Origin of the sequence: Streptomyces sp. NPDC002209, assembly GCF_042890265.1 — a bacterium.
Classification (GTDB): domain Bacteria; phylum Actinomycetota; class Actinomycetes; order Streptomycetales; family Streptomycetaceae; genus Streptomyces.
Window position 1 is genome coordinate 311841 of sequence record NZ_JBIARX010000007.1, and the last position, 25393, is coordinate 337233.

Below are 25393 nucleotides of genomic sequence, written 5' to 3' on the forward strand. Positions count from 1 at the left end.
GACGGGTTCGGCCGCGCGTTCGGCGGCACGTCGGCGGCGCGTCCGCAGGCGCCCGGGACCGATCCGGCCGAACCATGCCGTTTGGGATGTTGTCCGTGTCAGCGCCTAGTCTTTGTCCGTGACTCTCCCTGCCCCGGCGAAGACCCTTCCGTCCCCGGCGCCGGGCCCGGCCGCCGACGAGGGCCTGGCCCGGCGGCTGCGCGCGCTCGCCTGTACCGCCCCGCTGCACGACCTCGACGTACGCAAGGCCAATCTCGCCGGCGAGTACGGGATCTACGCGATGGCGGAGGTCGCGCTCGCCGCGATCGACCTGGTCACGCTCAACATGGACTTCGACACCGGCGCCGACCACGAGCAGATAGTGGCCCGGCTGCTGCCGCGCATCGCCGCGCAGGCACCGCACCGACCGGCCGCCGAGCACGAGCGGGTGGCCCGCTGGGTGCTCGAGAACCTGATCAACGTGGGCAGTGTCGACCGGGGCTTCCGTGCGATCTACGGCACGTTCGGCCCGGACGGGGTGTACGTCCGGCGGGACTACGACTTCAAGCTGATCGAAGAGGTCCCCGGCTACGGCGGCGCGGTCTACCTCCGTACGACGGACGAGGCCGTCAACGTGCTGGTCGGCGCCCTCGACACGGACGTCACCAGCGCGCAGATCGCGGCCGAGGTGAAGCTGGAGGTCCTGATCAGCCGGGGCCGGCTGGCGGACGCCCAGCTCGCCGCCGAGCAGGCCCGGTACCGCACGGTCCAGTACGCCGAGACGCTGCGCCGCACGCTGGACGCGACCCGGCGCAACGTCCGGGCGGTGGACTGGCTCCGGTCCGTGCCCGACATGATCGAGGAGGCCCTCGATCACGTCGCCGACCGCTACCGGCACGAGAACGCGATCCTGACGAACATCCGAAAGGCGCGCGACGAGGCCGAGGAGCCGGAGAACAAGCGGCGCGCCGCCGAGCTCGTCGACATCGTCAAGGACTGCATCCGCCGGCACACCCAGCTCCAGTCGCGGCTGCTGGACGCGGGCCCGCTGTTCCGTGCCGAGCAGGACCGGCAGGCCTTCGCGGCGCCGGCGCCGCGCTCCGGGATCGACCTGTACGGGCAGCTCGTCGCCCCGATCCTGCCGCTGCCGGTCGCGCAGGCCGGGCGGGTCACCGACGCCTTCTTCGCCGCGGGTGCGGGCCTGCGCACGCCCGTCTCCGTGCGCGTCGCCGACCTCGTCGAGATACTGCTGACGCCGCCGGTGGAGCGCGAGCACCTCGGCGCCGAGATGCCGGAGCCGGACCTCATCGCGACCCCGGACGACAGCCGCTTCAGCGAGGAGCAGCTCGCCGCCGCGATGGAGCTCCTGGACCTGCCGCACGACGCCCCGCGCCGGCTGTCGGGCCTGCTCGCCGAGGCCCGGCGCAGCGACCCGGACCTGCCGTACCTGGTGGCCCTGCTGGCCGTCCACGCGGCGAGCCCGGCGGTCGGCACGGCCTACCGGCAGGGCGAGGAGCGGCTGCTCTTCGCGGTGGACGACGGCACGGAGCTCGACGACCCCGAGTTCGGCGGCGCGGACCTGATCGTCGGCACGGCCCTCCTGGACGCGGCCGCGATGACGGCCGACCGCACGGAGGCGGCGTGAACACCGCCGCCAGCCGGGCCGGGCGCAAAGCGCCCCCGGCTCCGCGCGGGCCCGGACGTCGGCCCGCCGCCGCGGCCATCACCCGCACCACCGTGACCACCCGCACCACCATGGCCACCCGCACCACCGTGACCACCCGTACCGCCGAGGAGACCCACCCGTGAGCGACCACCACGCCGAGAACCCCGCGTGGAGCGAGCCCGACGCCCCGTCGGCTCCCGTCGCGCCCGCCCCCGGAGGGTCCGTCACCCCCGCCGACGCCGCGGACGCGGCCCGGCTCGTCGCCTTCGGGCTGCAGCCCAAGCTGCTCCCCGCCCGCGACGCCGAGTACGCCGAACTGCTGCGCCGCTACCGCGAGGACCCGGCCTTCGGCCGCCTCGCCGACGCCGTCGCCACCGGCCTCGGCCTCGTCGTCCTGGAGGTGTCCCCGCGGGCCGGCATGGCCGTCGCCGCCGGCGAGGACTCCGTCTTCGCCGTCCGGATGGGCGACTACGCCCGCCGCACCACCGCCGACTCCGCCGACCGGTTCCTGCACGGCCTCGCCCACCTCGCCGTCGCCGCCCTGGCCTTCCCCCGCCCCGAGGACCTCGCCGACGACGGCTACATCGGCCGCGTCACCGTCAACGGCGTCGACGCGTTCGTCCGGCAGACCTGCCGCCGCCTCGAGGAGCGCGCCGAGGAGCTCGGCGAGAACACCGACCCGGCCACCGACGCCCCCGGCCTCGAAGCCGCCTGGCGCGTCTACGCCCGCCGCAGTGCGACCGGCGCCACCAAGGACGCGCGCCGCCTCGCCGGCTCCACCACCGGCATCGTCGGCAAGGCCGCCGCCTTCCTCACCGACTCCGGCTTCCTCCAGCGCACCGGCGACGACGCCGGCGGCACCTACCGCACCACCCCCCGCTACCAGCTCCAGGTCCGCGACATGGCGGGCAGCGCGGCCATGGCCGAGCTCCTGGAACTCGGCGTGGTCCCCGTCAGCGACGGCTCCGCCAGCCTGCTCCCGCCGCCCGAGGGCGACGACCTGGAGCTCGCCGCCGACGCCGGCCTGCCCTTCCACGCCTGAGTCCCGCCGCCGAGCACCGCCGCCCGACCTGCCCTACGTACCGAGACACACCGAGAAACAACGAGAGTCCGCCGCCATGTACGAGCTGTCCCGGATCCGCCTCTACTCCATCGGGCCCGCCGGTGCGCGCTACGCCGACACCGTGCTCGACCTGCGCGGAGTCGGCGAGCCGGTGCCCCACCCGGCGCCCGCCCAGGCGGAGTTCTTCGAGGACGAGCCCACCGGCCCGCCGCGCCGCCCGGCGCCCGCCGGCGTGCTCTTCCTGGAGAACGGCGGCGGCAAGTCGGTCCTGCTCAAGCTGATCTTCTCGGTGATGCTGCCCGGCCACCGCAACACCCTCGGCGGCGCCAGCTCCGGCGTCCTGCGCAAGTTCCTGCTCGCCGACGACTGCGGGCACGTGGCCCTGGAGTGGCAGCACACCCAGACCGGCGAATGCGTGGTCGTCGGCAAGGTCAGCGAGTGGCGCGGCCGCCAGGTCTCCAACGACCCGCGCAAGTTCGCCGAGGCCTGGTACTCCTTCCGCCCCGGCCCGGGCCTGAGCCTGGACAACCTCCCCGTCGCCGAGGCCACCGCCGTCCGCCCGCCCGTCGAAGGCGCCTCCGGCGCCCAGGGCCGGCGCCGCACGATGAAGGGCTTCCGCGACGCCCTCACCGAGGCCGGCAAGGCGTACCCGCACCTCGAGGTGTACTTCGAGGAGATCCACGACCGCTGGAACGAGCACCTCACCGAACTCGGCCTCGACCCCGAACTCTTCCGCTACCAGCGCGAGATGAACGCCGACGAGGGCGAGGCCGCCGGCCTCTTCGCGGTCAAGAAGGACTCCGACTTCACCGACCTCCTGCTGCGTGCCGTCACCGACACCCGCGACACCGACGGCCTCGCCGACCTCGTCCACGGCTTCGGCAACAAGCTCGGCCGCCGCTCCGAGCTGATGGCCGAGCGGGACTTCACCGCCGGCTCGGTGGACCTGCTCACCAAGATCGTCGAGGCTGCCGAGACCCGCTCCCGGCTCCGCGACGTGCACGCGGGCGCGGAACGCCGTACGCGCACCCTCGCCCGGCGGCTGTCCGCCCGCGCCGCCGAGGAGCGCGGCCGCGCCGCCGACCTCGCCCAGCGGGTCACCGGCGCCGCCCACGGGGTGACCTCCGCCGAGTCCGCGCGTTCCCGCAGCGCCGCCGTCTCCGCCGAACTCGCCTACCGGCACGCCTCGCTGGCGCTGACCGTCGCGGACAAGGCCGCCGCGGCCCAGCGCCGCGAGCTCCTCGAAGCCCGCACCCTGCACTCCGCGTGGCAGGCCGCCGAGATCGTGCTGCGCCACCGCGCCGCGTCCGACCGCTCCGCCCGGGTCGCCGCCGCGATCCTGGAGGCCGAACGGGACGCCGCCCCGGCGCTCGCCGCGCGCGCCACGGCCGCCGCGGCGCTCGTACGGGCCCTGCACACGGCCGCCGAGGACGGGGAGCGGGTCGCCAACGAGGAGGAGGAGCGGTCCGCCGGCCTCCAGGAGGCGGGCGAGGCCGCCCACCGCGATGCCACCGCCGCCGCCACGGCAGCCCAGCGCGCCCGCAGCGAGGCCGAACACCTGCGGGCCCGGCTCGCCGAGGTCCGGCAGGAGACCGACGAGGCCGTCCGGGCGGGCTGGCTCGACGACTCGGCGCCCGACGCGGACCCGGCCCGCGCGGCCCTCGCCGCCAGTGACGCCGAGAAGACGGCCGTGGCCGCCTGGGACGAGTCCCGCGAGGCCGCGCGCACCGCCGCCGACGCCGCACGCGAGGCGGCCGGCGCGGAATCCCGCGCCGAACTCACCGCCGCCCGGGCCGCGGACGCCGCCGACGCGGCGGAGGCCGCGCACGACGCCGAGCACCGGGCGGCCGCCTCCCTCGCAGCCTCCCCCCGCCTGGCGGAACTCCTGGGCCTCCCGTCCGTCCCCGAGGCCTTCCTCCCCCACCCCCGTACGGGCGCGCAGCCCGGCTCGGCCGGAGCAGAACCGGCCCCGGCGGACGGCGCGGGCACCGATGCCCCCGGCCACCCCGCAGCCGCCGGCGGGCTGAGCGTCGACGACCTCGACCGCAACGCCGACGACCTGCGTGAACTGCTCACCCGCGGAGTCGGGGCGGCCGAGCGCCAGTTGTTCGAGCTGCGCACCGCCGCGGCCGACGACGCCCGGATCCTCGGCGCGCTCGGCGACGGCGGACTGCTGCCGCCCGGCCCCGACGTCCTCGCCACCGTGGAGTACCTCGGCGAACACGGCATCCCGGCCCTGCCCGGCTGGCGCTACCTCGCGCAGTCCGTGGACCCGGCCGACCACGCCGCCGTCCTCGCCGCCCGCCCCGAGCTCGTCGACGGCGTCGTCATCACCGACCCCGACACCCACGCGCGGGCCCGCGAGGTCCTCTCCGGCGCAGCCCTGCTGCCCCGTTCCACCGTGGCCGTCGGTACGGCCGCCGCCCTGCTGGCGCCCGTACCGCCCGCGGCGGACAGCGACGCCGGGGTGTTCCTCGTACCGCCGAACCCGGCCATGCACGACGAGCACGCCGCCGACGAGGAGCGCCAGGCGCTGCGCACCCGCGCCACCGCCCGGGACACCGAGATCCGCGACCTGGCCGCCCGCCTCGCCGGTGACCGCGAGCTCGCCGCCCGCCTCGCCTCCTGGCGCACCGGCTGCCCGCCCGGCCGCCTCGCCGAGCTGGCGCAGCAGGCCGAGGCCGCCCGCGCGTTCGCCGAGGAGGCCGACGCCGAGCTGGCGGAGGCCCGTACCGTGCGCGCCGAAGCGGACGAGGCCGCCGCCGACGCCGCCCGCGTCCGCGACGAGCGCCAGGAGACCGCCCAGCGGGCCCGCCGGGCCGCCGACGCCCTCGCCGGGCTCGCCTTCCGCCTGCGCGAGCGCGCCGGCTGGCAGGCCAAGGTCCGTGAACTCGCCGACGAGGCCGCCGAGTCCGAGGCCCGCGCCGAGGTCTGCCTGGACCGGGCCCGCGCCGCCGACGAGGACCGCCGAGCAGCCCAGCGGGCGGCCGACGACGCCCGCCGTACCGCCCGCGCGCTGCGCGCCGAGCGCGCCGAGATCGCCGGCGCCCCCGAGGCGCTGCCCGAGGACGACGGCACCGCCAGGGCGCCGCTGCCCGACCTCCGCGAGGCCTACCGGGCCGCCTCCCGGCTGTACGAGAAGGTCGGCGTCGGCGCGGACCTGCGCGCCGAGCAGGCCCGCGCCGAGAGCGACGAGAGCGCCGCCCTCGCCGAGCTCGACCGGCTCACCAACAAGGTCCGCACCCGCGCAGCCCAGCTCCTCGAAGGCACCGACGGCGCCGACGGCCCCTCCCGCCAGGCGGCCGCCGCCCGCGCCGAGTCCCTCGTGCAGATGCTGGAGACCCGTGCGTCGACCGCGAGCGAGCAGCTCGGCCGGCTCCGCGGCGAGGCCGAACGGCACGCCCCCACCGAGGGCGAGGCGCACACCGACCTGCCCGAGGAGCTGATCCCCGGCGACGTCGAACAGGCCCAGGCCTTCCTGCGCACCGCCACCGCCCAGCTCGCCGCGCTCACCGCGGCCGTGGAGACGGCCCGCGCCGCCCACGCCGACCTGCTGCGCGCCCACCGCACCGCCGAGGACGGGGCCGGAGGCTTCGACGAGACCGCGGCGATGCTGCGGGACCTGCTGCGCGACCACGCCCACCAGGACGACGAACAGGAGCCGGCCGCCCACCCGGGCACGCTGGAGGAGGCCCGGCAGTCCGCCGCCGAGGCCCGCCGCTCCCTGCGCGGCTGCGCCGCCGACCTCTCGGCCGCCGAGTCGGCCGTGCGCGAGGCGAGCGACATCCTGGTCCGCCACGCCAACGCCAACCGCTACGAGCAGGTACGCACCCCCGCGCGCCAGCAGATCCGCGAACTGCCCGCCTCTGCCCTGCCCGAGCACGCCGCCGCCTGGGCCGCGGCCTTCGCGCCCCGGCTGCGCGTCCTCACCGACGAGCTGGCCCAGCTGGAGCGCAACCGCGACAGCATCGTCGACCGGCTGCGCGGACTGGTGGAGTCCGCCCTGGCCACCCTGCGCTCCGCCCAGCGGCTCTCCCAGCTCCCCGAGGGGCTGGGGGAGTGGTCGGGCCAGGAGTTCCTGCGCATCCGCTTCGAGGAGCCGGACCAGGCCACCCTCACGGAGCGCCTCGGCGAGGTCATCGACGAGGCCACCCGCACGGCCGTGAAGAAGAACAGCAGTGCCTCCTTCGGCGAGGGCCGCCGCGACGGCATGTCCCTGCTGCTGCGCGGAGTCCAGGCGGCCCTGGAGCCCAAGGGCATCTCGGTCGAGATCCTCAAGCCGGACGCGGTGCTGCGCGCCGAGCGCGTACCGGTGGGCCAGATGGGCGACGTGTTCTCCGGCGGCCAGCTGCTGACCGCCGCGATCGCCCTGTACTGCACGATGGCGGCGCTGCGCAGCAACGACCGCGGCCGCGACAAGCACCGCCACGCGGGCACGCTGTTCCTCGACAACCCGATCGGCCGCGCGAACGCCACGTACCTGCTGGAACTCCAGCGGGCCGTGTCCGACGCGCTCGGCGTCCAGCTGCTCTACACGACCGGCCTGTTCGACACCACGGCCCTCGCCGAGTTCCCGCTGGTCATCCGGCTGCGCAACGACGCGGACCTGCGGGCGGGCCTGAAGTACATCAGCGTCGAGGAGCACCTGCGCCCGGGCCTGCCCCAGCAGTCCCCGGAGGAGGAGACCATCCACGGCGAGATCACGGCGACCCGCATGTTCCGCCGCTCCACGGTCGGTTCCTGACCGCGGGCCCGGGGCGGGTCAGGCCCGGGGCGGGTCAGCCCCGGCCCGAGCTCGCCTGGTAGCGCCTGTCGGCGCCCGGAGGCGGCCACACGGCCGGCCGGGCGCCCGCGCCCGCGCCGCCCCGCAGCCGTATTCGATCGGCCCCGGCAGCCGCCTCGGCGCGGGCCTCCCGGCTGGCCCGGCGCCGCTCGCGCCGACGGTCCCGCGCCGTGCTGCTCGGCTCCGACACCACCCCGTAGCGCTGGTTCCACATCTGCCGGGTGATCAGCACGTCCAGCACGCCCCAGGTGGCCACGACCGTCCCGGCTATCGCGCCGATCCCCATCGGCAGGGCCAGCCACGAGCCGGTGAGCATGAGGAAGAAGGTGACCGTCGCCTCGGTCAGCGTGACGGCCACGATCAGCACCGCCCGCACCGCCGAGTCCCGCACCGGGTCCGGCATCCTGCGCCGCCGGGCCGGTTCTTCCTCCCACAGTGACCGCCCCGGCGTGCCCAGCGCCGCGCCGGTGTCCTCGTAGTTCCCCATCGCACGCTCCCGCCCCGACGAATCCCCTCGAACGGATAGACGTTCGACGTCGCCGAGAGATTCCCGTATCCCGGACTCCTCCCCAGCACCTGCCCATCCCGGAACGAAGAATTCCAGCCATCCATCCGGTTGCGGGAACTCACACCCCACCAAGTGTCATCTGCCACATAACGGGCCGCACTTGACCGGATGTGTCGGACAACTCGTGATCTATGCCTGGGCGTCCGGCCGAAAACGTCCGGACACGCCTTCGAAGCCGCTCCCCGGCAGTAGTAGGCTCACGCCGTTTAAATGACGGAACACCGACCCCCGCCAACGGGGTTGAGCTGGGGGAGGCTGGGGAGGCCATGCGCTTTCGCGGGAAGTCCATCCGCCGGAAGATCGTGGCGTTGCTCCTTGTGCCGCTCATCTCCCTCACCGCCCTCTGGGGCTTCGCGACCGTGATCACGGGCCGCCAGGCCGTCCAGCTCCTCGACGTCGCCTACGTCATCGACAAGGTCGGCTATCCCGTCGAGGACGTCGTCCGCGTCATCCAGAAGGAACGCCGCCAGACCCTCGTCGTCCTCGGCGACCCCCGCGCCTCCACCGCCACCGCCGAACTCGCCAAGCGCCGCGCCGCCACCGACGAGCTCGTCGACCGGATCGGCCGCAACGCCAAGGACCCCGAGGTCGCCGACGAGCTGGCCCCGGCGGCCGCACAGCGCCTCGACTCCATCCTCGACGCCTTCCACGGCATCGGCGCACTGCGCCGCTCCGTCGACCAGAACACCCTCGACCCGAGCCAGGCGCTGGAGCTCTACAGCCGGCTCGTGGACCCCTGCTACGAGTTCCTCATGAACCTCCACGCGCTCGAGAACGTGGAGATGGACAAGCAGGGCCGCGCCCTGGTCGGCATCACCCGCGCCCGCGAGACGCTCTCCCGCGAGGACGCCGTCATCGCCGCCGCCCTCGCCGCCCGCAACGTCAGCGCCGCGGACATCCGGCACGTCTCCGACTTCGCCGCCAACCGCACCCTGCTCTACGAGTTCAACCTCGCGATCCTCCCGGCCGACGACCGCGAGCTGTTCGAGCAGTACTGGAGCAGCCCCGAGACCAAGCCGTTGCGCGATGCCGAGGAGCGGTTCCTCGCCGGCGGCGCCGGCAAGAACCCGCGCATCACCGCCGCCCAGTGGGACGAGGCCGCGAACAAGGTCCTCGACGACCTCGCCGCCATGGGCACCGCCGCCGGCGACCGCTACCAAAAGCGCGTCGAACCCGTCGCCATGGACGTCCTGGTCCAGGCGGCCATCGCCGGCGTCCTCGGCTTCATCGCCCTCTTCGTCTCCGTCGTCCTGTCCGTGCGCATCGGCCGCGACCTCGTCCGCGACCTGTCCCGGCTCCGCAAGGAGGCCCACGAGGTCTCCGGCGTCCGGCTGCCCGCCGTGATGCGCCGCCTCGCCGCCGGCGAACACGTGGACGTCGAGACCGAGGCCCCGCGCCTGGAGTACGAGAAGGACGAGGTCGGCCAGGTCGGCCAGGCCCTCAACACCCTCCAGCGCGCCGCCGTCGAGGCCGCCGTCAAACAGGCCGAGCTCCGCCGCGGCGTCTCCGAGGTGTTCGTCAACCTCGCCCGCCGCAACCAGGTCCTGCTGCACCGCCAGCTGACCCTGCTCGACACCATGGAGCGGCGCACCGAGGACGCCGAGGAGCTCGCCGACCTCTTCCGCCTCGACCACATGACCACCCGCATGCGCCGCCACGCCGAGGGCCTCGTGATCCTCTCCGGCGCCGCCCCCTCCCGCCAGTGGCGCAAGCCCGTCCAGCTCATGGACGTCGTGCGGGCCGCCGTCGCCGAGGTCGAGGACTACGAGCGCATCGAGGTGCGCAGGCTCCCGCGGCTCGGCATAGCCGGCCCCGCCGTCGCCGACGTCACCCACCTCGTCGCCGAGCTCCTCGAGAACGCCACCGTGTTCTCCCCGCCGCACACCGCCGTCCAGGTGCACGGCGAGCGCGTGGCCAACGGCTTCACCCTCGAGATCCACGACCGCGGCCTCGGCATGAACCCCGAGGCGCTGCTCGACGCGAACCTCCGGCTCGCCGAGACCCCCGAGTTCGAGCTCTCCGACACCGACCGCCTCGGCCTGTTCGTCGTCAGCCGCCTCGCGCAGCGCCACGGCGTCAAGGTCGTCCTCCAGCCCAGCCCGTACGGCGGCACCACCGCCGTGGTGTTCCTCCCGGCGGCCCTGCTCACCGAGGCCCCCGAGACCAACGGCACCGGCCTGCGCCTCGGCGACGGCAAGGGAGGCCGGGCGAACGGCCAGGGCCCCGCCCGGCCCGCCCCGGCCGCCGTGGAGCGCACCGCGGCCGGCCGCCAGCTGCCGGCCCCCGAACTGCGCGGCCCCGTCGAACTGGAGCCCCCGCTCGGCGTGCTCGGGCTGGACGGCCTCGACGACCCCGCCGCCCTGGACGAGGTCACCACCGGGCTCACCGGCGTCGGCGGCCGCCCCGCCATGGCCACGCTCGACGACGAGACCCCGCCGAACGGCACCCCGCGCAGCGCCCTGCTGGGGCTCCGCCCGGCCGACCGGCCGCACACCGACCGCAAGGGCGGCCGGGACCGCGACCGCGACCGGGAGCCGGGGGCCCCCACCGGCCCGGTCCGCCTCGACAGCCACCGCCCCGAGGCGATCCGCAGCGCCCGCCCGGACGGGACCCGGTCCTCGGGCGCCGTACCGCTCCCGCGCCGCAGGCCCACCCCGACGCTGGTCGCCGAGCACGGCCGCCGCGTCGAGCCCCGCCCGGTGTCCGCGGTCCCGCAGCCCGCGCCGGACCCGGAGCCGGGCGTCCGCCCCGGCGCGGCCGCACCCGGTGCCGTCCGGCCCGGCGGCGCTCCCGCCGAGGGCCCCGGCGGGCTGCCCAAGCGCGTCCGCCAGGCCAGCCTGGCGCCCCAGCTGAAGAACACCCCGGCCCCCGCACCCGCCGAAGCCGCCGCGGACCCCGTGGTCCACCGCGACGCGGAAGACGTACGTACGCGCATGACCGCACTCCAGCGGGGCTGGACGGCGGGCCGCAAGCAGCAGGCACAGCAGCAGTCCGGGACCGCGGCAGGCACTTCCGCCGCCACCGGTCCCGGATCCGAGAACGAGGGGGACGGTCGATGACCGCACCGCAGACCGGCAACGACACCCGGGGCCGCGGCTCCGGTCCGCTCAACTGGCTCCTCGACGAGCTCGTCGACCGGGTCGGCAGCATCCGCAAGGCGGTGGTCCTCTCCGGCGACGGCCTGCCCACCGGCAGCTCCAAGGACCTGACCCGCGAGGACAGCGAGCACCTGGCCGCCGTGGCCTCCGGCTTCCACAGCCTGGCCAAGGGCGTCGGCCGCCACTTCGAGTCGGGCAGCGTCCGGCAGACCGTCGTCGAGCTGGACGAGGCCTTCCTCTTCGTCATGGCCGCCGGCGACGGCAGCTGCCTGGCCGTGCTCTCCGACGCCGACTCCGATGTCGGGCAGGTCGCGTACGAGATGACCCTCATGGTCAAGCGGGTAGGCGACCACCTGGCGACCGCTCCCCGCTCCGGGCTGCCAGCCGGAGGGTGAGGCGGACGGTATGAGCGATCCAGGCCGGCACCGCCCGGACCACCGCCCGGACCACCCCGCGGGCGTCCCCGGTACCCCCGGGGCGCCGCAGGAGCCCGCCCACCCGCACTGGTTCGACGACGAAGCGGGCCCCGTCGTCCGCCCGTACGCCATGACCCGCGGCCGCACCAGCCACGCCGGCCAGCACCGGCTCGACCTGATCGCGCTCGTCGTCGCCGAACCGGCGGCCGACGATCCGGTCTGGGACATGACCCTGTCCCCGGAACACGCCCACATCCTCGGGCTGTGCCGGGAGCGCCCGCAGTCGGTCGCCGAGCTCGCGGCCGAACTCGACCTCGCGGTCGGGGTCGTACGGGTCCTGATCGGGGACCTGGTCGACGAGGAACTGGTCCATGTGACCCGGCCGGTACCGCCGGCCGAACTGCCCGATGAATCCATTCTGCGTGAGGTGATCGATGGCCTTCGGGCGCTCTAGCCGCACCGGTGCCATGCACGCCGTGTCGCCGGTCGAGCCGCTGACCTTGAAGATCCTGGTCGCGGGCGGCTTCGGGGTGGGCAAGACCACCCTGGTCAGTGCGGTGAGCGAGATCAGACCGCTGCGGACCGAGGAACTGCTGTCCGAGCCGGGCGTCGGCATCGACGACACCGGGGGAGTGGAGGGCAAGTCCACCACCACCGTGGCGATGGACTTCGGTCGCATCACCCTGCGCGAGGACCTGGTCCTGTACCTGTTCGGCACGCCCGGACAGGACCGCTTCTGGTTCCTGTGGGACGAACTGGCCCAGGGCTCGCTCGGCGCCGTGGTCCTCGCCGACACCCGCCGCCTCGCCGACTGCTTCGCCGCCGTCGACTACTTCGAGCGGCGGGGCATCCCGTTCGTGGTGGCCGTCAACTGCTTCGACGGAGCCGAACGCCATCCGGTGGTGACCGTACGGGAGGCGCTCGACCTCGATCACGAGGTGCCGGTGCTGCTCTGCGACGCCCGGGACCGGGAGTCGGTGAAGGACGTGCTGGTCGGGGTCGTGGAACACGCGATGTCACTGGCGCGGGCCCGGCGCCGGAGCCTGACCGCGGGGACCTGAGGACCGGACGCACAGGAGGCGGCCCGTACCCCCGCCGACTGGGGTACGGGCCGCAGCTCTCATGGGGGGACGGAGGGTCCCGGTCGCGGCGTCGTACGCGGCGCGGGACTGTGGAGCGAGTGTGAACCTGCTGCCGGGGGCCGTCAAGCATTCGGACAACAGCCCCTGTTCAGGGTCCGCGCCCGGCCGCCGCCGTCACCCCGGCGTAGCCGCCGGCGTCACCTGCGCCGCCACCCTCACCGCACCGCGACGACGGCCGATCCGTGCCCGAACAGCCCCTGGTTCGCGGTGATCCCCACCCGGGCCCCCGGCACCTGCCGGTCCCCGGCAGTACCGCGCAACTGCCAGGTCAGCTCGCACACCTGGGCGATGGCCTGCGCCGGGACCGCCTCCCCGAAGGAGGCCAGCCCGCCGCTGGCGTTCACCGGAACCCGCCCGCCGAGCGCCGTCGCGCCCTCGCGTACGAGCTTGGCCCCCTCGCCCTCGGCACACAGGCCGATGTCCTCGTACCACTCCAGCTCCAGGGCGGTGGAGAGGTCGTACACCTCGGCGAGCGAGAGGTCCCCGGGGCCGATCCCGGCCTCCTCGTACGCGGCACGGGCGATCGACGCCCGGAACGAGCCCGGCGCCGGACGTACGGCGGTCACCGAGTCGGTGGCGATGTCCGGGAGGTCGAGGACCGTACGGGGATACGTCGGCGTCACCGTCGACACCGCCCGGATCCGCACCGGATCGGTGACCCCGCGCGAGCGCGCGAAGTCCATGCTGCCGAGGACCAGCGCCGCGCCCCCGTCCGAGGTGGCGCAGATGTCGAGCAGCCGCAGCGGATCGGCGACGACCGCCGACTGCGCGACCTCGTCGGCCGTGACCGGCTTGCGGTAGCGGGCGTGCGGGTTGAGGGCGCCGGCCGCGGCGTTCTTGACCTTCACCTGCGCGAAGTCCTCGAGCGTGTCCCCGTGCACGGCCATGCGGCGGCGCGCGTACAGGGCGAAGTACGCCGGGTTCGTGGCGCCGAGCACGCGGAACCGCAGCCAGTCCGGATCGTCCGGCCGGTCCCCGCCCGCCGGGGCGAAGAACCCCTTGGGCGCCGCGTCCGCGCCGACCACCAGGACGACGTCGGCCAGACCGGCCAGGATCTGCGCCCGCGCCGCCCCGATGGCCTGGGCCCCGGAGGCGCAGGCCGCGTACACGCTGGTCACCCGCGCGCCCTGCCAGCCGAGGGCCTGCGCGAAGGTCGCGCCGGCCACGTAGCCGGGGTAGCCGGAGCGCACGGTGTCGGCGCCGACGATCGACTGGACGTCGGCCCATTCCAGCCCGGCGTCGGCGAGCGCGGTCCGGGCCGCGGCCCGTCCGTACTCGACGAAGCTGCGGCCCCACTTGCCCCAGGGGTGCATCCCGGCCCCGAGGACGGCGATGTCGGCGCTCACGCGGTGCCTCCCGTCGGCTTGAACTGCCAGGTGGTCCAGACGGTCCCGGTGCCCGCGTCCTCGTTCAGAACGCCGCCGACCACCTCGACCTCCGTGCCGACCGCCAGATCGGCGACCGTGACCCCGGGAACCGTCTGCCCGAGCACGACCATCCCCTCGGCCTCGAGCTCCACCGCGACCAGGGTGTACGGCACCCAGGGCGCGTCCGGGTCGGAGACGTACGGCGCGGGCGGCCGGTAGCGCCCGTCGGTGAAGGACCACACCCGCCCTCGGGGGGAGAGCGGCACCTCGGCGAGCTCGCCGCCGCCGGGGCAGTGCGGATTGCGGCAGTACGCGTCCTCGCGCGGGAAGAACACCGCACTGCAGGCGGAACACCGGGTGCCGAGCAGCCGGAAGCCGCCGCCGTCCGGTCCGTCCTCGGTGAACCACCCGCTCACGACGGGGGTGCGTGCGCGTCCCAAGGGAACCCCTCCCTAGCCAGTCACAGACATCTGACGGATCGTCAGAAGTCTGTCACGGGCGGGCGGCCCTGGCACGGGTTCCCGGCAAGCCACTTCTGCGCGATCTCGGCCAGCTCCGCGTCCCGCCCGGCCAGCATCATCCGGATCATCTGCGCGTCCCCGCGCAGCGACCACGCCGGATGCCCGAACGTGGCCGGGTTGTTCTTCTCGAGCAGGAAGTGCGCGGGCCATGCGGTCCCGTACCCGATGAGCGGGAGCGCCGCGAGACAGCGCTTGCGGCCGCGCGCCAGGCCGTACGCGGTGAGGGCGAGCCCGGTGAGGGTGCCGGTGAGGTGGACCCAGCGCGTGGCGGCGCGGGAGTGCATGGCGACGTAGTAGGGCCAGAACTCCTCGTACGAAGCGAATGTCATGCGGGCACGGTACTCACGGCCGCACCGAGGCGACAGAGACCGGGAAGTCGAAGGAGGAATCGGGAAAGGCCTCGGGCTTGAACGTGAAATGCCACCATTCCTCGGGCAGGTTCACGAAGCCCTGTGCGGCGAGCGTCTGCCCGAGCAGCTTGCGGTTGGCGCGGGCGGCGCCCGTGATCCTGGGGTTGTCGGTGTGCGAGAGCGGATCGAAGCGGTCGAACGGGGTGCCCATGTCGACGGGCCGCCGCAGCGGCAGCCGCACCAGCGTCACGTCGACGGTGCTCCCGCGGCTGTGCCCGGACTTCTCGGCGATGTACCCGTCGGGAATCAGCCGCTCCTTGTCGACGTCCGGATAGAACTCCGCCTTCGTGGACTGGTCCTGCGGATCCGCCGCCCACCGCACGAAGCGGTCCACCGCGCGCTGCGGCCGGTAGCAGTCGTAGACCGTCAGCGAGTACCCGCGCGGCAGCAGCTCCCGCTGGGCGCGGTGCAACGCCTCGGCCGCGGGGCGCGCGAGCAGGCAGACCGGCTCCTCGTACCCGTCCACGACCGCGCCCGTGAAATTGTCCGCGGTGGCGTATTTGATGTCCTGGCCGATGGTGGGATCGACCTCGGCCAGCGCCACGAACCCGGGCGGCGCCGAGCCGCCGGCGCCGCCGCCGGCGAGCATCGCCGCACAACCCATGACCCCCGCAACTGCAGTCATCCTCATACCCCTTGGCATATCATCACGGCATGCAGGTACAGCCGAGGGACTCGCACTGCTCCACCTGCGGTTCGCTGTTCGACACGACCGCCTGGCCCCGTACGTGCGCCGCGTGCGGCGCCGTCACGTACCGCAACCCGCTCCCGGTGGCCGTCACCCTGCTCCCGGTCGAGGACGAGGCGGGCACCGGCCTCGTGGTGATCACCCGCACCATCGAGCCGGCCCTCGGCGGCATCGCCCTGCCGGGCGGCTTCATGGACTTCGGCGAGGACTGGCGCGACGCGGTCGTCCGCGAGCTGCGCGAGGAGACCGGCATCCGCGCCCCGGCCTCGGACGTCGTCCTGGCCGACGCGATGAGCTCCCCGGCGGGCCACCTGCTGCTCTTCGGACTCCTGCCCCTGCGACCGACGGCATCGCTGCCGCCGTCGGCCCCGACGGACGAGACCACGGGCTGGCACGTCCTGCGCACCCCGACCCAGCTGGCGTTCCCGCTGCACACCCAGGCTGCGGCGGCGTGGTTCGCGGGACGCTACGGCGGTTGACGGCGCGGTCCGGCCCGGCGGGAGGCCGGCCGGACGCCCGCTGCTCATACGCCCAGGTCCATCACGAGGCCCGCCATCGTCAGGAGCGCGACGGCCGCCGCCGTCACCATCAGCCCCCGTCCCCACAGCGCTCTCGACGGCACCGGCCGGGCCCGGAGCCACGCCCCCGCGACCAGCGGGAGCACCGCGCTCGCCACCGTGCACGCCCAGAGCACCCCGAACCCGGGAGCCGACGCGACGTGGTCGCGCAACCACTCGTGCACCAGCAGGGCCGGCGGCGCCGAGACCGGCACCAGCAGGACCAGGACCGCGACCGGCTCGGGCCACGCCGTCAGACGGGCGGTCAGGCGCCCCAGGAGCGCCAACGGCTTGACGAGCAGCAGCCCGTGCAGGAAGCCCACCGCCACCGCAGCGACCGACCCGACCCCGAACATCACCAGGAACCCGACCGGGGACGTCCGCTGCGTCGCGACGAGCAGCCCCCACGCCAGGAGCAGCTGGCACGCGCCCACGACCTCGGCTCCCGGCGCGATGTCCCACCGGCGCGGTCGGCGCAGCGCCCGCAGCCCGGGCGCGTGGACCCGCGCAGGCCTCACCGGGTCGGCCGGGCTCGCCAAGACCATCACAAACCCCCTGAACGAACGGCTCCGACGGCACCAGGGCCGGTCGCCGCCGCACGGGGCAGGATCCCCCGGCGGCCTAGAGCGGACCTGCATCCGCGCTGGAACGCGCCCCGGAGCCCGATGCGGGAGCCGAGCCGGAAGCGGCTCCGGACGCCGATGCCGGAGCCGAGCCGGATCCCGCCCCGGATCCCGTCTCGGAACCCGCCCCGACCGGTCCCTCGCGTTCGAGCCCCCGTACCTCCACCCCCTCCACCGGCTCCCCGGCCTCGTTCTCCACCACCACCGCGTCCCCCAGCCACCGCACCGTGTACCGCTCGACCTCGCCCGGCTCGAAGCCCGGCCCCGGGTCCCGGATCACCACCCCGCCACCCGTGCGCCCCCGCGCCGGAGCCCAGGCCTCCAGGGCCACCCCGCCCTCACCGGGCCGGCGGACCGGCAGCACCGCCCCCGCCCGGGCCAGTACCGGGATCCGCCCCGGCGGGGCGTCCAGCAGGATCTGCCCGGGACCCTCGTACGCCGCCCCCGTCGCGGTGTCGTACCACCGCCCACGGGGCAGCCGGACCGCCCGCCGGTCCGCCCCGCACTCCAGCACCGGCGCCACCAGCAGCGCATCGCCGAGCAGGAAGGCGTCCTCGCAGTCCCGCAGCGCCCGGTCCTCGGGCGCCCCCCACCACAGCGGCCGTACGTACGGAGCCCCCGTCCGCCGCGCCAGCTGGGCCAGCGTCAGGAAGTACGGCCTCAGCCGCTCCCGCTCCGCGAACACGGCCCGCGCCCGCTCCTCCACCTCCGCCCCGAACTCCCACGGCTCGCGCCGCCCCGCCCAGATCGCCGAGTGGGTCCGGAACAGCGGCAGGTACGACCCCAGCTGGAGCCAGCGCAGATACAGCTCCGGCGAGGGCGAGCCCCCGAAACCACCGACGTCCGGACCCGAGTACGGCACCCCGCACAGGCCGAGCCCCAGCACCAGCGCGAGCGAGGCCCGCAGCCCCTCCCAGCCGGTCTCGACGTCCCCGGACCAGGTACCCCCGTACCTCTGCATCCCCGCCCACCCCGACCGGGAGAACAGGAACGGCCGCTCGTCGGGCCGCAGCCGCACCAGCCCCTCCCAGCCCGCCCGCGCCATGCCGAGCGCGTACACGTTGTGCGCGGCCCGGTGGTCCCCGCCGGCCCCGTCCATCGCGTGCCGCGCCGAACGGGGCAGCGTCATGTCCCCGAACGGCGCAAAGGACACCGGTTCGTTCATGTCGTGCCACACACCGGAGAAGCCCTGCTCCAGCCGCTCCGCGTACAGCCCGCCCCACCACGAGCGCACCGCCGGATCCGTGAAGTCCGGGTACGCGCACTCACCGGGCCAGACCTCGCCCCGCACCTCCTGCCCCTGCGCATCCCGTACGAAGGCCCCGCCCGCCCCCACCGCGCGGCCCGACGCGTGGACGGCGTCGCCCGCCTTCACCGCCGGGTCGACGATCGAGACGAGCCGTACGCCCTGTTCCCCCAGCTCCCGCGCCAGCCCCGGCAGATCGGGGAACCGCTCCTTGTCGACCGTGAAGACACGGTGCTCGTCGTAGTGGTCGATGTCCAGGTGCACGGCCGACAGCGGGAGCCCCCGCGCGGTGTAGCCCGACACCACCCGCCGCACCTCCTGCGCGCTCCCGAACCCCCACCGCGCGTGCTGGTACCCGAGCGCCCATTCGGGCGGTACGGCGGCCCCACCGGTCAGCCCCGACCAGCCCTGCAGCACCCGCGCCGGCGTCCCCACCAGCACCCAGCACCGCAGCGGCCCGCCCTCCATGCGCAGCTCGCTCGACCCCGGCCGGTCCGCCCCCGAGCCGGCCCCCTCCTCGCCCTCGCGCAGCGCCACCCGGCCGTCCCAGGAGTTGTCGTGGAACACCAGGTGGGTCCCCGCGTCGGCGACCACCATCTGCACCGGCATGGTGATGTACAGCGGATCGTCGCCCGGGCCGAAGCCGCCCTTGGGGTCCGTGTTCCACAGCCGGTACACCCCGTCGCGCAGCCGCGGCCCGCCGGCCCGCCCGCCCAGCCCGAAGAACCGGGCGTCCGCCGGGACCTCGGCCCGCTGGAGCCACCGCGACTCGACCGGCTCACCGGCGACCGGCTCCGCCGGCTCCCACCAGCGCGGCGGCAGCTCCCGGCGCAGCACCGTCCCGCCGGGCGTGCGGACCTCGACCGCCCCGTGCCGGGACACCGCCACCGTGACCCGCTCCGACACCACCCGCCAGCCGCCGCCCGTGTCCGGTTCCAGCACGGCCCGCGGGTCGGGCTCCGGGCCGCCGCCGACCAGCGCGTACGAGGGCGCGGGCCCGGCCCCGTCCCAGCCCCAGAACACCGCGCCGCCCGCCGTGACCCGTACGAGCAGCTCCGACCGGGCGAACCTCAGCACCCCGCCGCCCGGCCGCGGTTCCGTACCCGTCAGCAGACCCGGCACCCGGGCCCGCTCCGCGCCCCGGCGCGGGAGCCCCACCGCGTCCGCGCGCCGGTGGCGCCAGGCCGAGCGCCACGCGCGCCGTCCGCGCTCCGTACCGATCTCTTTCACCGCACGCACCAGATCGCGACCGTTCATGCTGCTCACCCTGCCACCGGCCGCCGGGCGAGCGGGCTGCGTTCAACTTCCGTTCACTCGTCCATGACCCCTCTGGTGCGGATCTAGATCGCATGGCATGGTCCCTGTGAGCCGCCGCGCGCACACCCACCGCGCGATGGCACCGTACGCACACCACGCGCGAGCCGCAGACTTGACCGGGAGCCGACCCATGACCTCAGCCACCCCGCCGGAACCCCTCTGGTCCCCGGGCCCGGACCGCATCGCCGCGGCCCGCATCACCGCGTTCCAGGCCTGGGCCGCGGAGCGGTTCGGAGCCCCCGCGGACGGCGGCTACCCCGCCCTGCACAGCTGGTCCGTCGACGAGCTCGACACCTTCTGGCAGGCCGTCGCGGAGTGGTTCGAGGTCCGGTTCACCACCCCGTATGAATCCGTCCTCGCGGACCGCTCCATGCCGGGCGCGCGCTGGTTCACCGGTGCCGAGCTCAACTACGCCGAGCACGCCCTGCGCGCCGCAGAGGACCCGGCGCGCGCGGACGACGCCGCCCTCCTGTACGTGGACGAGACCCACGAAGCCACCCCCGTGACCTGGGCCGAGCTCCGCCGCCAGGTCGGCGCACTCGCCGCCGAGCTGCGCGCCCTCGGCGTACGCCCCGGCGACCGGGTGAGCGGCTACCTCCCCAACATCCCCGAGGCCGTCACCGCGCTGCTGGCCACCGCCGCCGTCGGCGCCGTGTGGACGTCCTGCGCCCCCGACTTCGGCGCCCGCAGCGTCCTCGACCGCTTCCAGCAGGTCGAGCCGGTGGTCCTGTTCACCGTCGACGGCTACCGTTACGGCGGCAAGGAGCACGACCGCCGCGACACCGTCGCCGAACTGCGCGCCGAGCTCCCCTCGCTGCGCGCGGTCGTCCACATCCCGCTGCTCGGTACGGCCGCCCCCGAGGGCGCCCTCACCTGGTCGGACCTGACCTCCGCCGCCGTCGAGCCGGTCTTCGAGGCCGTCCCCTTCGACCACCCGCTCTGGGTGCTGTACTCCTCCGGTACGACGGGCCTGCCCAAGGCGATCGTGCAGTCCCAGGGCGGCATCCTCCTGGAGCACCTCAAGCAGCTCGGCCTGCACTGCGACCTCGGCCCCGAGGACCGGTTCTTCTGGTACACCTCCACGGGCTGGATGATGTGGAACTTCCTCGTCTCCGGCCTGCTGACCGGTACGACGGTCGTCCTGTACGACGGCAGCCCGGGCTACCCCGACACCGGGGCCCAGTGGCGGATCGCGGAGCGGACCAAGGCCACCCTGTACGGGACCTCCGCCGCGTACGTCATGGCCTGCCGCAAGGCGGACGTGCACCCGGCGCGCGACTTCGACCTCTCCGCCGTGAAGTGCGTGGCGACCACGGGCTCACCGCTGCCGCCCGACGGCTTCCGCTGGCTCCACGACGAGGTGGCGGAAGACCTCTGGATCGCGTCCGTCAGCGGCGGCACCGACGTCTGCAGCTGCTTCGCCGGCGCCGTCCCCACCCTCCCCGTCCACATCGGCGAGCTGCAGGCCGCCTGCCTGGGCACCGACCTGCAGTCCTGGGACCCGTCCGGCAAGCCGCTGACCGGGGAGGTCGGCGAGCTGGTCGTCACCAACCCGATGCCCTCCATGCCGATCCACTTCTGGAACGACCCGGACGGCAGCCGCTACCGCGACAGCTACTTCGAGATGTTCCCCGGCGTCTGGCGCCACGGGGACTGGATCACCATCACCGACCACGGCTCGGTGATCATCCACGGCCGCTCCGACTCCACCCTGAACCGGCAGGGCGTCCGGATGGGCTCCGCCGACATCTACGAGGCCGTCGAACGGCTCCCCGAGATCAAGGAGTCCCTCGTGATCGGCCTGGAGGAGCCGAACGGGGGCTACTGGATGCCGCTGTTCGTCCACCTCGCACCCGGCGCCGCCCTCGACGACGAGCTCCGCGCCCGCATCAAGGCGACGATCCGCGAGGAGCTCTCCCCGCGCCACGTCCCCGACGAGGTCATCGAGGTCCCGGGCATCCCGCACACCCTCACGGGCAAGCGCATCGAGGTCCCGGTCAAGCGACTCCTCCAGGGCACGCCCATGGCGAAGGCGGTCAACCCCGGCTCGGTCGACAACCTCGAGCTCCTGCACTTCTACGAGGAGCTGGCCCGCACCCGCACCCGCGACTGAGGTCACTGTCAGTGGTCCTGGTTACTGTGAGTGAGCAATCGAATGCGCCACTCAGGGGGAGCCATGCCACGGACGCGCCACACCAACCGTCAGACCACCGGCCGAGCCGCGCAGGCCGGCGGCCGCACCACGCGGCGCCGCATGCTGCGCCGCGAAGTCCCCAGCACCGTCGGCCTCCTGGCCGACGCCGGGGACTTCGCGGCCATGCGCGACTACCGCACCTTCACGTTCGACCACCACGACGACTACGGCGACTACCTCCGCCACGTCGAGGGCCTGCTCCGCTCCCTCGCGGCCCAAGGCATCCACACCACCGTCGCCCTCTTCGACCCCGACGAGTACGCCGAGTTCTGCACGGAACACGGCATCGACCCGGACACCGCAGCCGCCCGCAGCCGCTTCACCGCCGAACTGGCCGGCGCCGGCGCCGCACTGCCCTACACCGGCCAGCCCATCGACGAACTCGTCCCGCTCCTCGTCGACGAGGCGGTCCGCCGGGCCACCTGGGAGTACGCCACCTCCCTGCTCGCCGGCGTCGGAAACTGCGCCGACTGCGGCGAGGACATCGGCCAGGCCTCCTTCACCCGGGCCGCCGAGACGCTCACCCGCCTCGTCGACGGCGCCGGACTCGGGCACCACCACCTCGTGTGCAGCGTCCCGACCCAGGACGAACAGCTCCTCGCCGTCCTGCACGCCGAAGCCACCGAGACCCCGGAGGGCCCACCGCGCATCGAGGGCCGCGAAAGCCTCGACTTCGTGACGGTCCTCGCCGCCGGCCTCGCCCTCGGCGGCCCCGGGGGACTGGTGCTGCGCAGCACCACCGGGGGCTTCAGCGACCGGGTCCACGGCTGGCGCCTCGACCGCGGACGCCTGGTCCCGCTCTCCGCGGCGGCCGTGTTCAACGCCTACTGCACGGACGCCGACACCGGGGACCCGGTGGCCCCCGAACCCGGCGTCGAATACTGCCCCGGCTACGACGTGGACGGCCCCACCCCGCACCACTAGCCGGCCCGGAGACGACCGAGGGGCCCCCGCCACCGGCGAAGGCCCCTCGATCGACACCACCCTGCCCCGCTACTCGCCGGACAGCACCGCCTGAGCCGCCACGCGGGCCTCCTCGGCGCTGTCCGCCGCACGCGCCGCGGCAGCGGCACGCTCGCACTGGGCCAGCGTGTACTTGGCGAGCGTCGCCCGCACATAGGGGATCGAAGCGGCACCCATCGACAGAGAGGTGACACCCAGACCCGTCAGCACACAGGCCAGCAGCGGGTCGGAAGCAGCCTCACCGCACACACCGCAGCTCTTGCCCTCCGCCCTGGCGGCCTCGGCCGACATCGCGATCAGGTCGAGCAGCGCCGGCTGCCACGGATCCTGCAGCCGCGACACCGCACCGACCTGACGGTCGGCGGCGAACGCGTACTGGGCCAGGTCGTTGGTGCCCAGCGACAGGAACTCGACCTCCTGAAGGATCGAGCGCGCCCGCAGCGCGGCGGAGGGGATCTCCACCATCGCGCCGAACTTCGCCTTCAGCCCGGCCTCGCGGCACGCGTCCGCGAACGCCTTCGCGTCGATCCGGTCGGCCACCATCGGGGCCATGACCTCGAGGTAGACCGGCAGGCCCTCGGCCGCCTTGGCCAGCGCGGTGAGCTGCGTGCGCAGCACGTCCGGGTGGTCCAGCAGCGACCGCAGACCACGCACGCCCAGCGCCGGGTTCGGCTCGTCGGCCGGCGTCAGGAACTCCAGCGGCTTGTCGGCACCGGCGTCCAGGACGCGTACGACGACACGACCCTCGGGGAAGGCCTCGAGCACCTTGCGGTAGGACTCGATCTGCTTCTCCTCGGACGGCGCCTTCTTGCTGTCGTCCAGGAACAGGAACTCGGTACGGAACAGGCCCACGCCCTCGGCCCCGGCCTCCACGGCCGCCGGCACGTCCGCCGGACCGCCGACGTTGGCGAGCAGCGGCACCTTGTGGCCGTCCGAGGTCGCACCCGGACCGGACGAGGCCGCGAGAGCGGCCTTGCGCTCGGCGGCCGCGGCCTCCAGCTCGGCCCGCTTCTCGGCGGTGGGCTCGACGAACAGGTCACCGGTGCTGCCGTCGACGGCGATGACCGTACCCTCGGCGATCTCCCCGGCACCCGGCAGCGCCACGATCGCCGGCACGCCCAGCGCCCGCGCGAGGATCGCGCTGTGGCTGGTCGGGCCGCCCTCCTCGGTCACGAAGCCGAGGACGAGCGCCGGGTCGAGCAGAGCGGTGTCGGCGGGCGCCAGGTCCCGCGCGATCAGCACGTACGGCTCGTCACTGTCCGGCACACCCGGCATCGGCACGCCGAGCAGTCGCGCCACGATCCGGTTCCGCACGTCGTCCAGGTCGGCCACCCGCCCGGCCATGTACTCCCCGGCCCCCGCGAGCAGGTCGCGGTACGAGGCGAACGCGTCGTACACCCCGCGTTCGGCGGTGCTGCCGACAGCGATGCGCCGGTCCACGTCCGCCATCAGCTCGGGGTCCGTGGCGATCATCGCCTGGGCCTCGAGCACGTGCTGAGCCTCGCCACCGGCCAGCTGGCCGCGCGCCATCAGGTCGGCGGACACAGCCTCCACGGCTTTGCGGGCGCGCCCCTGTTCGCGCTCCGCCTCGTCCGCGGTGATCTGCTTGGCCGGCGGCTCGAGAACCGCCGTGCCCATGTGCCGCACCTCGCCGATCGCCACCCCGTGGCTCACGCCGACGCCTCGCAGCGTTGTCTCCATTTCACCCGTCTCCGATTGAGCGGCGGCCCCGGCCGCCGCGGTGGATGTCCGACCGCCTGTATGGGGCGGACGCGTCACTGCCAGCTGAAGAGAACGTCTCCGGCCTTGACGTCGCCGTCCTCGTTCACGTCGCCGAGCGAGTCGGGGGTGGCCTCGAGCGCCACGACGGGGCAGATCGGCGACTTGCCGGCTTCCTCGACGGCCTGCGGGTTCCAGCGGATGACGGCCTGACCGCGGGTCACGGTGTCGCCCTTGTTGACGAGCAGCTCGAAGCCCTCGCCGTTGAGCTGGACGGTGTCGATCCCGAGGTGGGTGAGTACGCCGTGTCCTTCGCCGTCGACGACGACGTAGGCGTGCGGGTGCAGGGAGACGATCACACCGTCGACGGGGGACACCGCCTCCGAGGGCTCACGCACGGGGTCGATAGCGGTGCCGGGACCCACCATTGCGCCGGAGAACACCGGATCGGGCACTGCCGCGAGTCCGATGGCGCGCCCGGCAAGTGGGGACGTCACGCTGGTCATGGGGGGCCTCCCAGGGGTGGGGCTTCATCGTGTCGCCGTCACAGCCTGTGCTGCGGCGGCATACTTTTTGAAGGGTATGTCATGACACGTCCCGGTTCGCGTGAGTGCACCCCCTGCCGGAGGCCACGAAACGCTGCCGCGACGACGTAGTGGACTAGACCATACGCCTGAATCGATTTGCTTGGGCACCACGGGCCCTGTACTGTCGTGACTCCCGCCAGGACGTGCCGCGTGAACATCTCGCGAACAGCCGATGGACGGGACTCCTCCTCTTCAGTGCCGATCTTGATCTCTACTTCTCCTCGTATGCCTTTTCGGTAAATCGGGTGAGTGGTCAGGGAGCCGGAAAAGCCCTGATAGAGTCGGAATCGCCGGAAAGGGAAAACGCGAAAGCGAAGGACCTGGAAAGCAAGCGGGATCGGCTCTGATAGAGTCGGAAACGCAAGAACGAAAGCCCGGAGGAAAGCCCGATGAGGGTGAGTACAAAGGAAGCGTCCGTTCCTTGAGAACTCAACAGCGTGCCAAAAATCAACGCCAGAAGTTGATACCCCGTCCACTTCGGTGGAT

Annotated in this window: 21 protein-coding genes; 11 read left to right on the forward strand and 10 right to left on the reverse strand. The window is 74.2% G+C overall.

Translation table 11 applies throughout. The features are described from left to right. Positions 1-118 precede the first annotated feature (118 nt). The 4 genes from ACFYXK_RS17390 (at position 119) to ACFYXK_RS17405 (ending at position 7452) form a co-directional block, all read left to right on the forward strand. A complete protein-coding gene (locus ACFYXK_RS17390; RefSeq protein ID WP_389411865.1) occupies positions 119-1624 on the forward strand; it encodes a hypothetical protein in 1506 nt (501 codons plus the stop codon). Further along, positions 1621-1788 (forward strand): hypothetical protein, encoded by a 168-nt coding sequence (locus tag ACFYXK_RS17395; protein WP_389411866.1) that lies wholly within the window; start codon positions 1621-1623, stop codon positions 1786-1788. The genes ACFYXK_RS17390 and ACFYXK_RS17395 overlap by 4 nt, the downstream gene beginning before the upstream one ends. After that, positions 1785-2687 carry a hypothetical protein gene (locus ACFYXK_RS17400; protein WP_327363324.1) on the forward strand — a complete coding sequence of 301 codons (903 nt, stop codon included), beginning with the start codon at positions 1785-1787 and terminating at the stop codon, positions 2685-2687. Before ACFYXK_RS17395 ends, ACFYXK_RS17400 begins: the two co-directional genes overlap by 4 nt. Positions 2688-2763: 76 nt before the next feature. Continuing rightward, the gene (locus ACFYXK_RS17405) at positions 2764-7452 is read left to right on the forward strand and encodes a hypothetical protein (RefSeq protein WP_389411867.1); all 4689 of its coding nucleotides are present in this window, start codon (positions 2764-2766) and stop codon (positions 7450-7452) included. Between the two features lie 34 nt (positions 7453-7486). On the opposite strand, the gene ACFYXK_RS17410 is transcribed toward ACFYXK_RS17405, so the two are convergent. Continuing rightward, positions 7487-7978, reverse strand: a complete 492-nt coding sequence (locus ACFYXK_RS17410; protein ID WP_389411868.1) for a hypothetical protein — start codon at positions 7976-7978, stop codon at positions 7487-7489. A 347-nt stretch (positions 7979-8325) separates the two neighbouring features. On the opposite strand from ACFYXK_RS17410, the gene ACFYXK_RS17415 reads away from it, so the two are divergent. From ACFYXK_RS17415 to ACFYXK_RS17430, 4 genes are read left to right on the forward strand one after another with little or no spacing between them, the layout of a single operon-like run. Next, positions 8326-11118, forward strand: a complete 2793-nt coding sequence (locus tag ACFYXK_RS17415; RefSeq protein ID WP_389411869.1) for a nitrate- and nitrite sensing domain-containing protein — start codon at positions 8326-8328, stop codon at positions 11116-11118. Further along, entirely contained in the window at positions 11115-11552 is a 438-nt protein-coding gene (locus ACFYXK_RS17420; protein WP_030162639.1) for a roadblock/LC7 domain-containing protein, read from the forward strand. The genes ACFYXK_RS17415 and ACFYXK_RS17420 overlap by 4 nt, the downstream gene beginning before the upstream one ends. Positions 11553-11562: 10 nt before the next feature. Further along, on the forward strand, positions 11563-12027 hold the full coding sequence (locus ACFYXK_RS17425; RefSeq protein WP_389411870.1) for a DUF742 domain-containing protein: 465 nt from the start codon (positions 11563-11565) through the stop codon (positions 12025-12027). Continuing rightward, entirely contained in the window at positions 12008-12634 is a 627-nt protein-coding gene (locus ACFYXK_RS17430; protein ID WP_030303389.1) for an ATP/GTP-binding protein, read from the forward strand. The genes ACFYXK_RS17425 and ACFYXK_RS17430 overlap by 20 nt, the downstream gene beginning before the upstream one ends. A 236-nt stretch (positions 12635-12870) precedes the next feature. On the opposite strand, the gene ACFYXK_RS17435 is transcribed toward ACFYXK_RS17430, so the two are convergent. Genes ACFYXK_RS17435 through ACFYXK_RS17450 form a run of 4 tightly spaced genes read right to left on the reverse strand, consistent with a single transcriptional unit; the run spans position 12871 to position 15638 of the window. After that, a complete protein-coding gene (locus ACFYXK_RS17435) occupies positions 12871-14061 on the reverse strand; it encodes a lipid-transfer protein (RefSeq protein WP_389411871.1) in 1191 nt (396 codons plus the stop codon). Continuing rightward, positions 14058-14522: a Zn-ribbon domain-containing OB-fold protein gene (locus ACFYXK_RS17440; protein WP_389411872.1), complete on the reverse strand. Its 465-nt coding sequence runs from the start codon at positions 14520-14522 to the stop codon at positions 14058-14060. Before ACFYXK_RS17440 ends, ACFYXK_RS17435 begins: the two co-directional genes overlap by 4 nt. Positions 14523-14563: 41 nt before the next feature. Further along, positions 14564-14932 (reverse strand): Mpo1-like protein, encoded by a 369-nt coding sequence (locus ACFYXK_RS17445; RefSeq protein ID WP_389411873.1) that lies wholly within the window; start codon positions 14930-14932, stop codon positions 14564-14566. Positions 14933-14945: 13 nt separating this feature from the next. Continuing rightward, positions 14946-15638, reverse strand: coding sequence for a M15 family metallopeptidase (locus ACFYXK_RS17450; protein WP_389411874.1), 693 nt, complete (start codon positions 15636-15638; stop codon positions 14946-14948). 29 nt (positions 15639-15667) lie between these two features. On the opposite strand from ACFYXK_RS17450, the gene ACFYXK_RS17455 reads away from it, so the two are divergent. Continuing rightward, positions 15668-16180 carry an NUDIX domain-containing protein gene (locus ACFYXK_RS17455; RefSeq protein WP_383511901.1) on the forward strand — a complete coding sequence of 171 codons (513 nt, stop codon included), beginning with the start codon at positions 15668-15670 and terminating at the stop codon, positions 16178-16180. 44 nt (positions 16181-16224) lie between these two features. On the opposite strand, the gene ACFYXK_RS17460 is transcribed toward ACFYXK_RS17455, so the two are convergent. Continuing rightward, positions 16225-16803: a hypothetical protein gene (locus tag ACFYXK_RS17460; RefSeq protein WP_389411875.1), complete on the reverse strand. Its 579-nt coding sequence runs from the start codon at positions 16801-16803 to the stop codon at positions 16225-16227. Between the two features lie 76 nt (positions 16804-16879). Then, positions 16880-19384 carry a glycoside hydrolase family 31 protein gene (locus tag ACFYXK_RS17465; RefSeq protein WP_389411876.1) on the reverse strand — a complete coding sequence of 835 codons (2505 nt, stop codon included), beginning with the start codon at positions 19382-19384 and terminating at the stop codon, positions 16880-16882. 190 nt (positions 19385-19574) lie between these two features. On the opposite strand from ACFYXK_RS17465, the gene ACFYXK_RS17470 reads away from it, so the two are divergent. Both ACFYXK_RS17470 and ACFYXK_RS17475 read left to right on the forward strand, forming a co-directional pair. After that, positions 19575-21557, forward strand: coding sequence for an acetoacetate--CoA ligase (locus ACFYXK_RS17470; RefSeq protein ID WP_389411877.1), 1983 nt, complete (start codon positions 19575-19577; stop codon positions 21555-21557). A 63-nt stretch (positions 21558-21620) separates the two neighbouring features. Further along, a complete protein-coding gene (locus ACFYXK_RS17475) occupies positions 21621-22562 on the forward strand; it encodes a hypothetical protein (protein ID WP_389411878.1) in 942 nt (313 codons plus the stop codon). A 69-nt stretch (positions 22563-22631) separates the two neighbouring features. Here the strand turns inward: ACFYXK_RS17475 and ptsP are convergent, their stop codons facing one another. From ptsP to ACFYXK_RS17490, 3 genes are all read right to left on the reverse strand, one after another. After that, on the reverse strand, positions 22632-24302 hold the full coding sequence (gene ptsP, locus ACFYXK_RS17480) for a phosphoenolpyruvate--protein phosphotransferase (protein WP_389411879.1): 1671 nt from the start codon (positions 24300-24302) through the stop codon (positions 22632-22634). A gap of 74 nt (positions 24303-24376) precedes the next feature. Further along, positions 24377-24826 carry a PTS glucose transporter subunit IIA gene (locus ACFYXK_RS17485; protein WP_383511891.1) on the reverse strand — a complete coding sequence of 150 codons (450 nt, stop codon included), beginning with the start codon at positions 24824-24826 and terminating at the stop codon, positions 24377-24379. A gap of 334 nt (positions 24827-25160) precedes the next feature. Further along, positions 25161-25393 (reverse strand): hypothetical protein (locus ACFYXK_RS17490; RefSeq protein ID WP_389411880.1); only part of this gene is annotated, 233 nt, incomplete at its 5' end.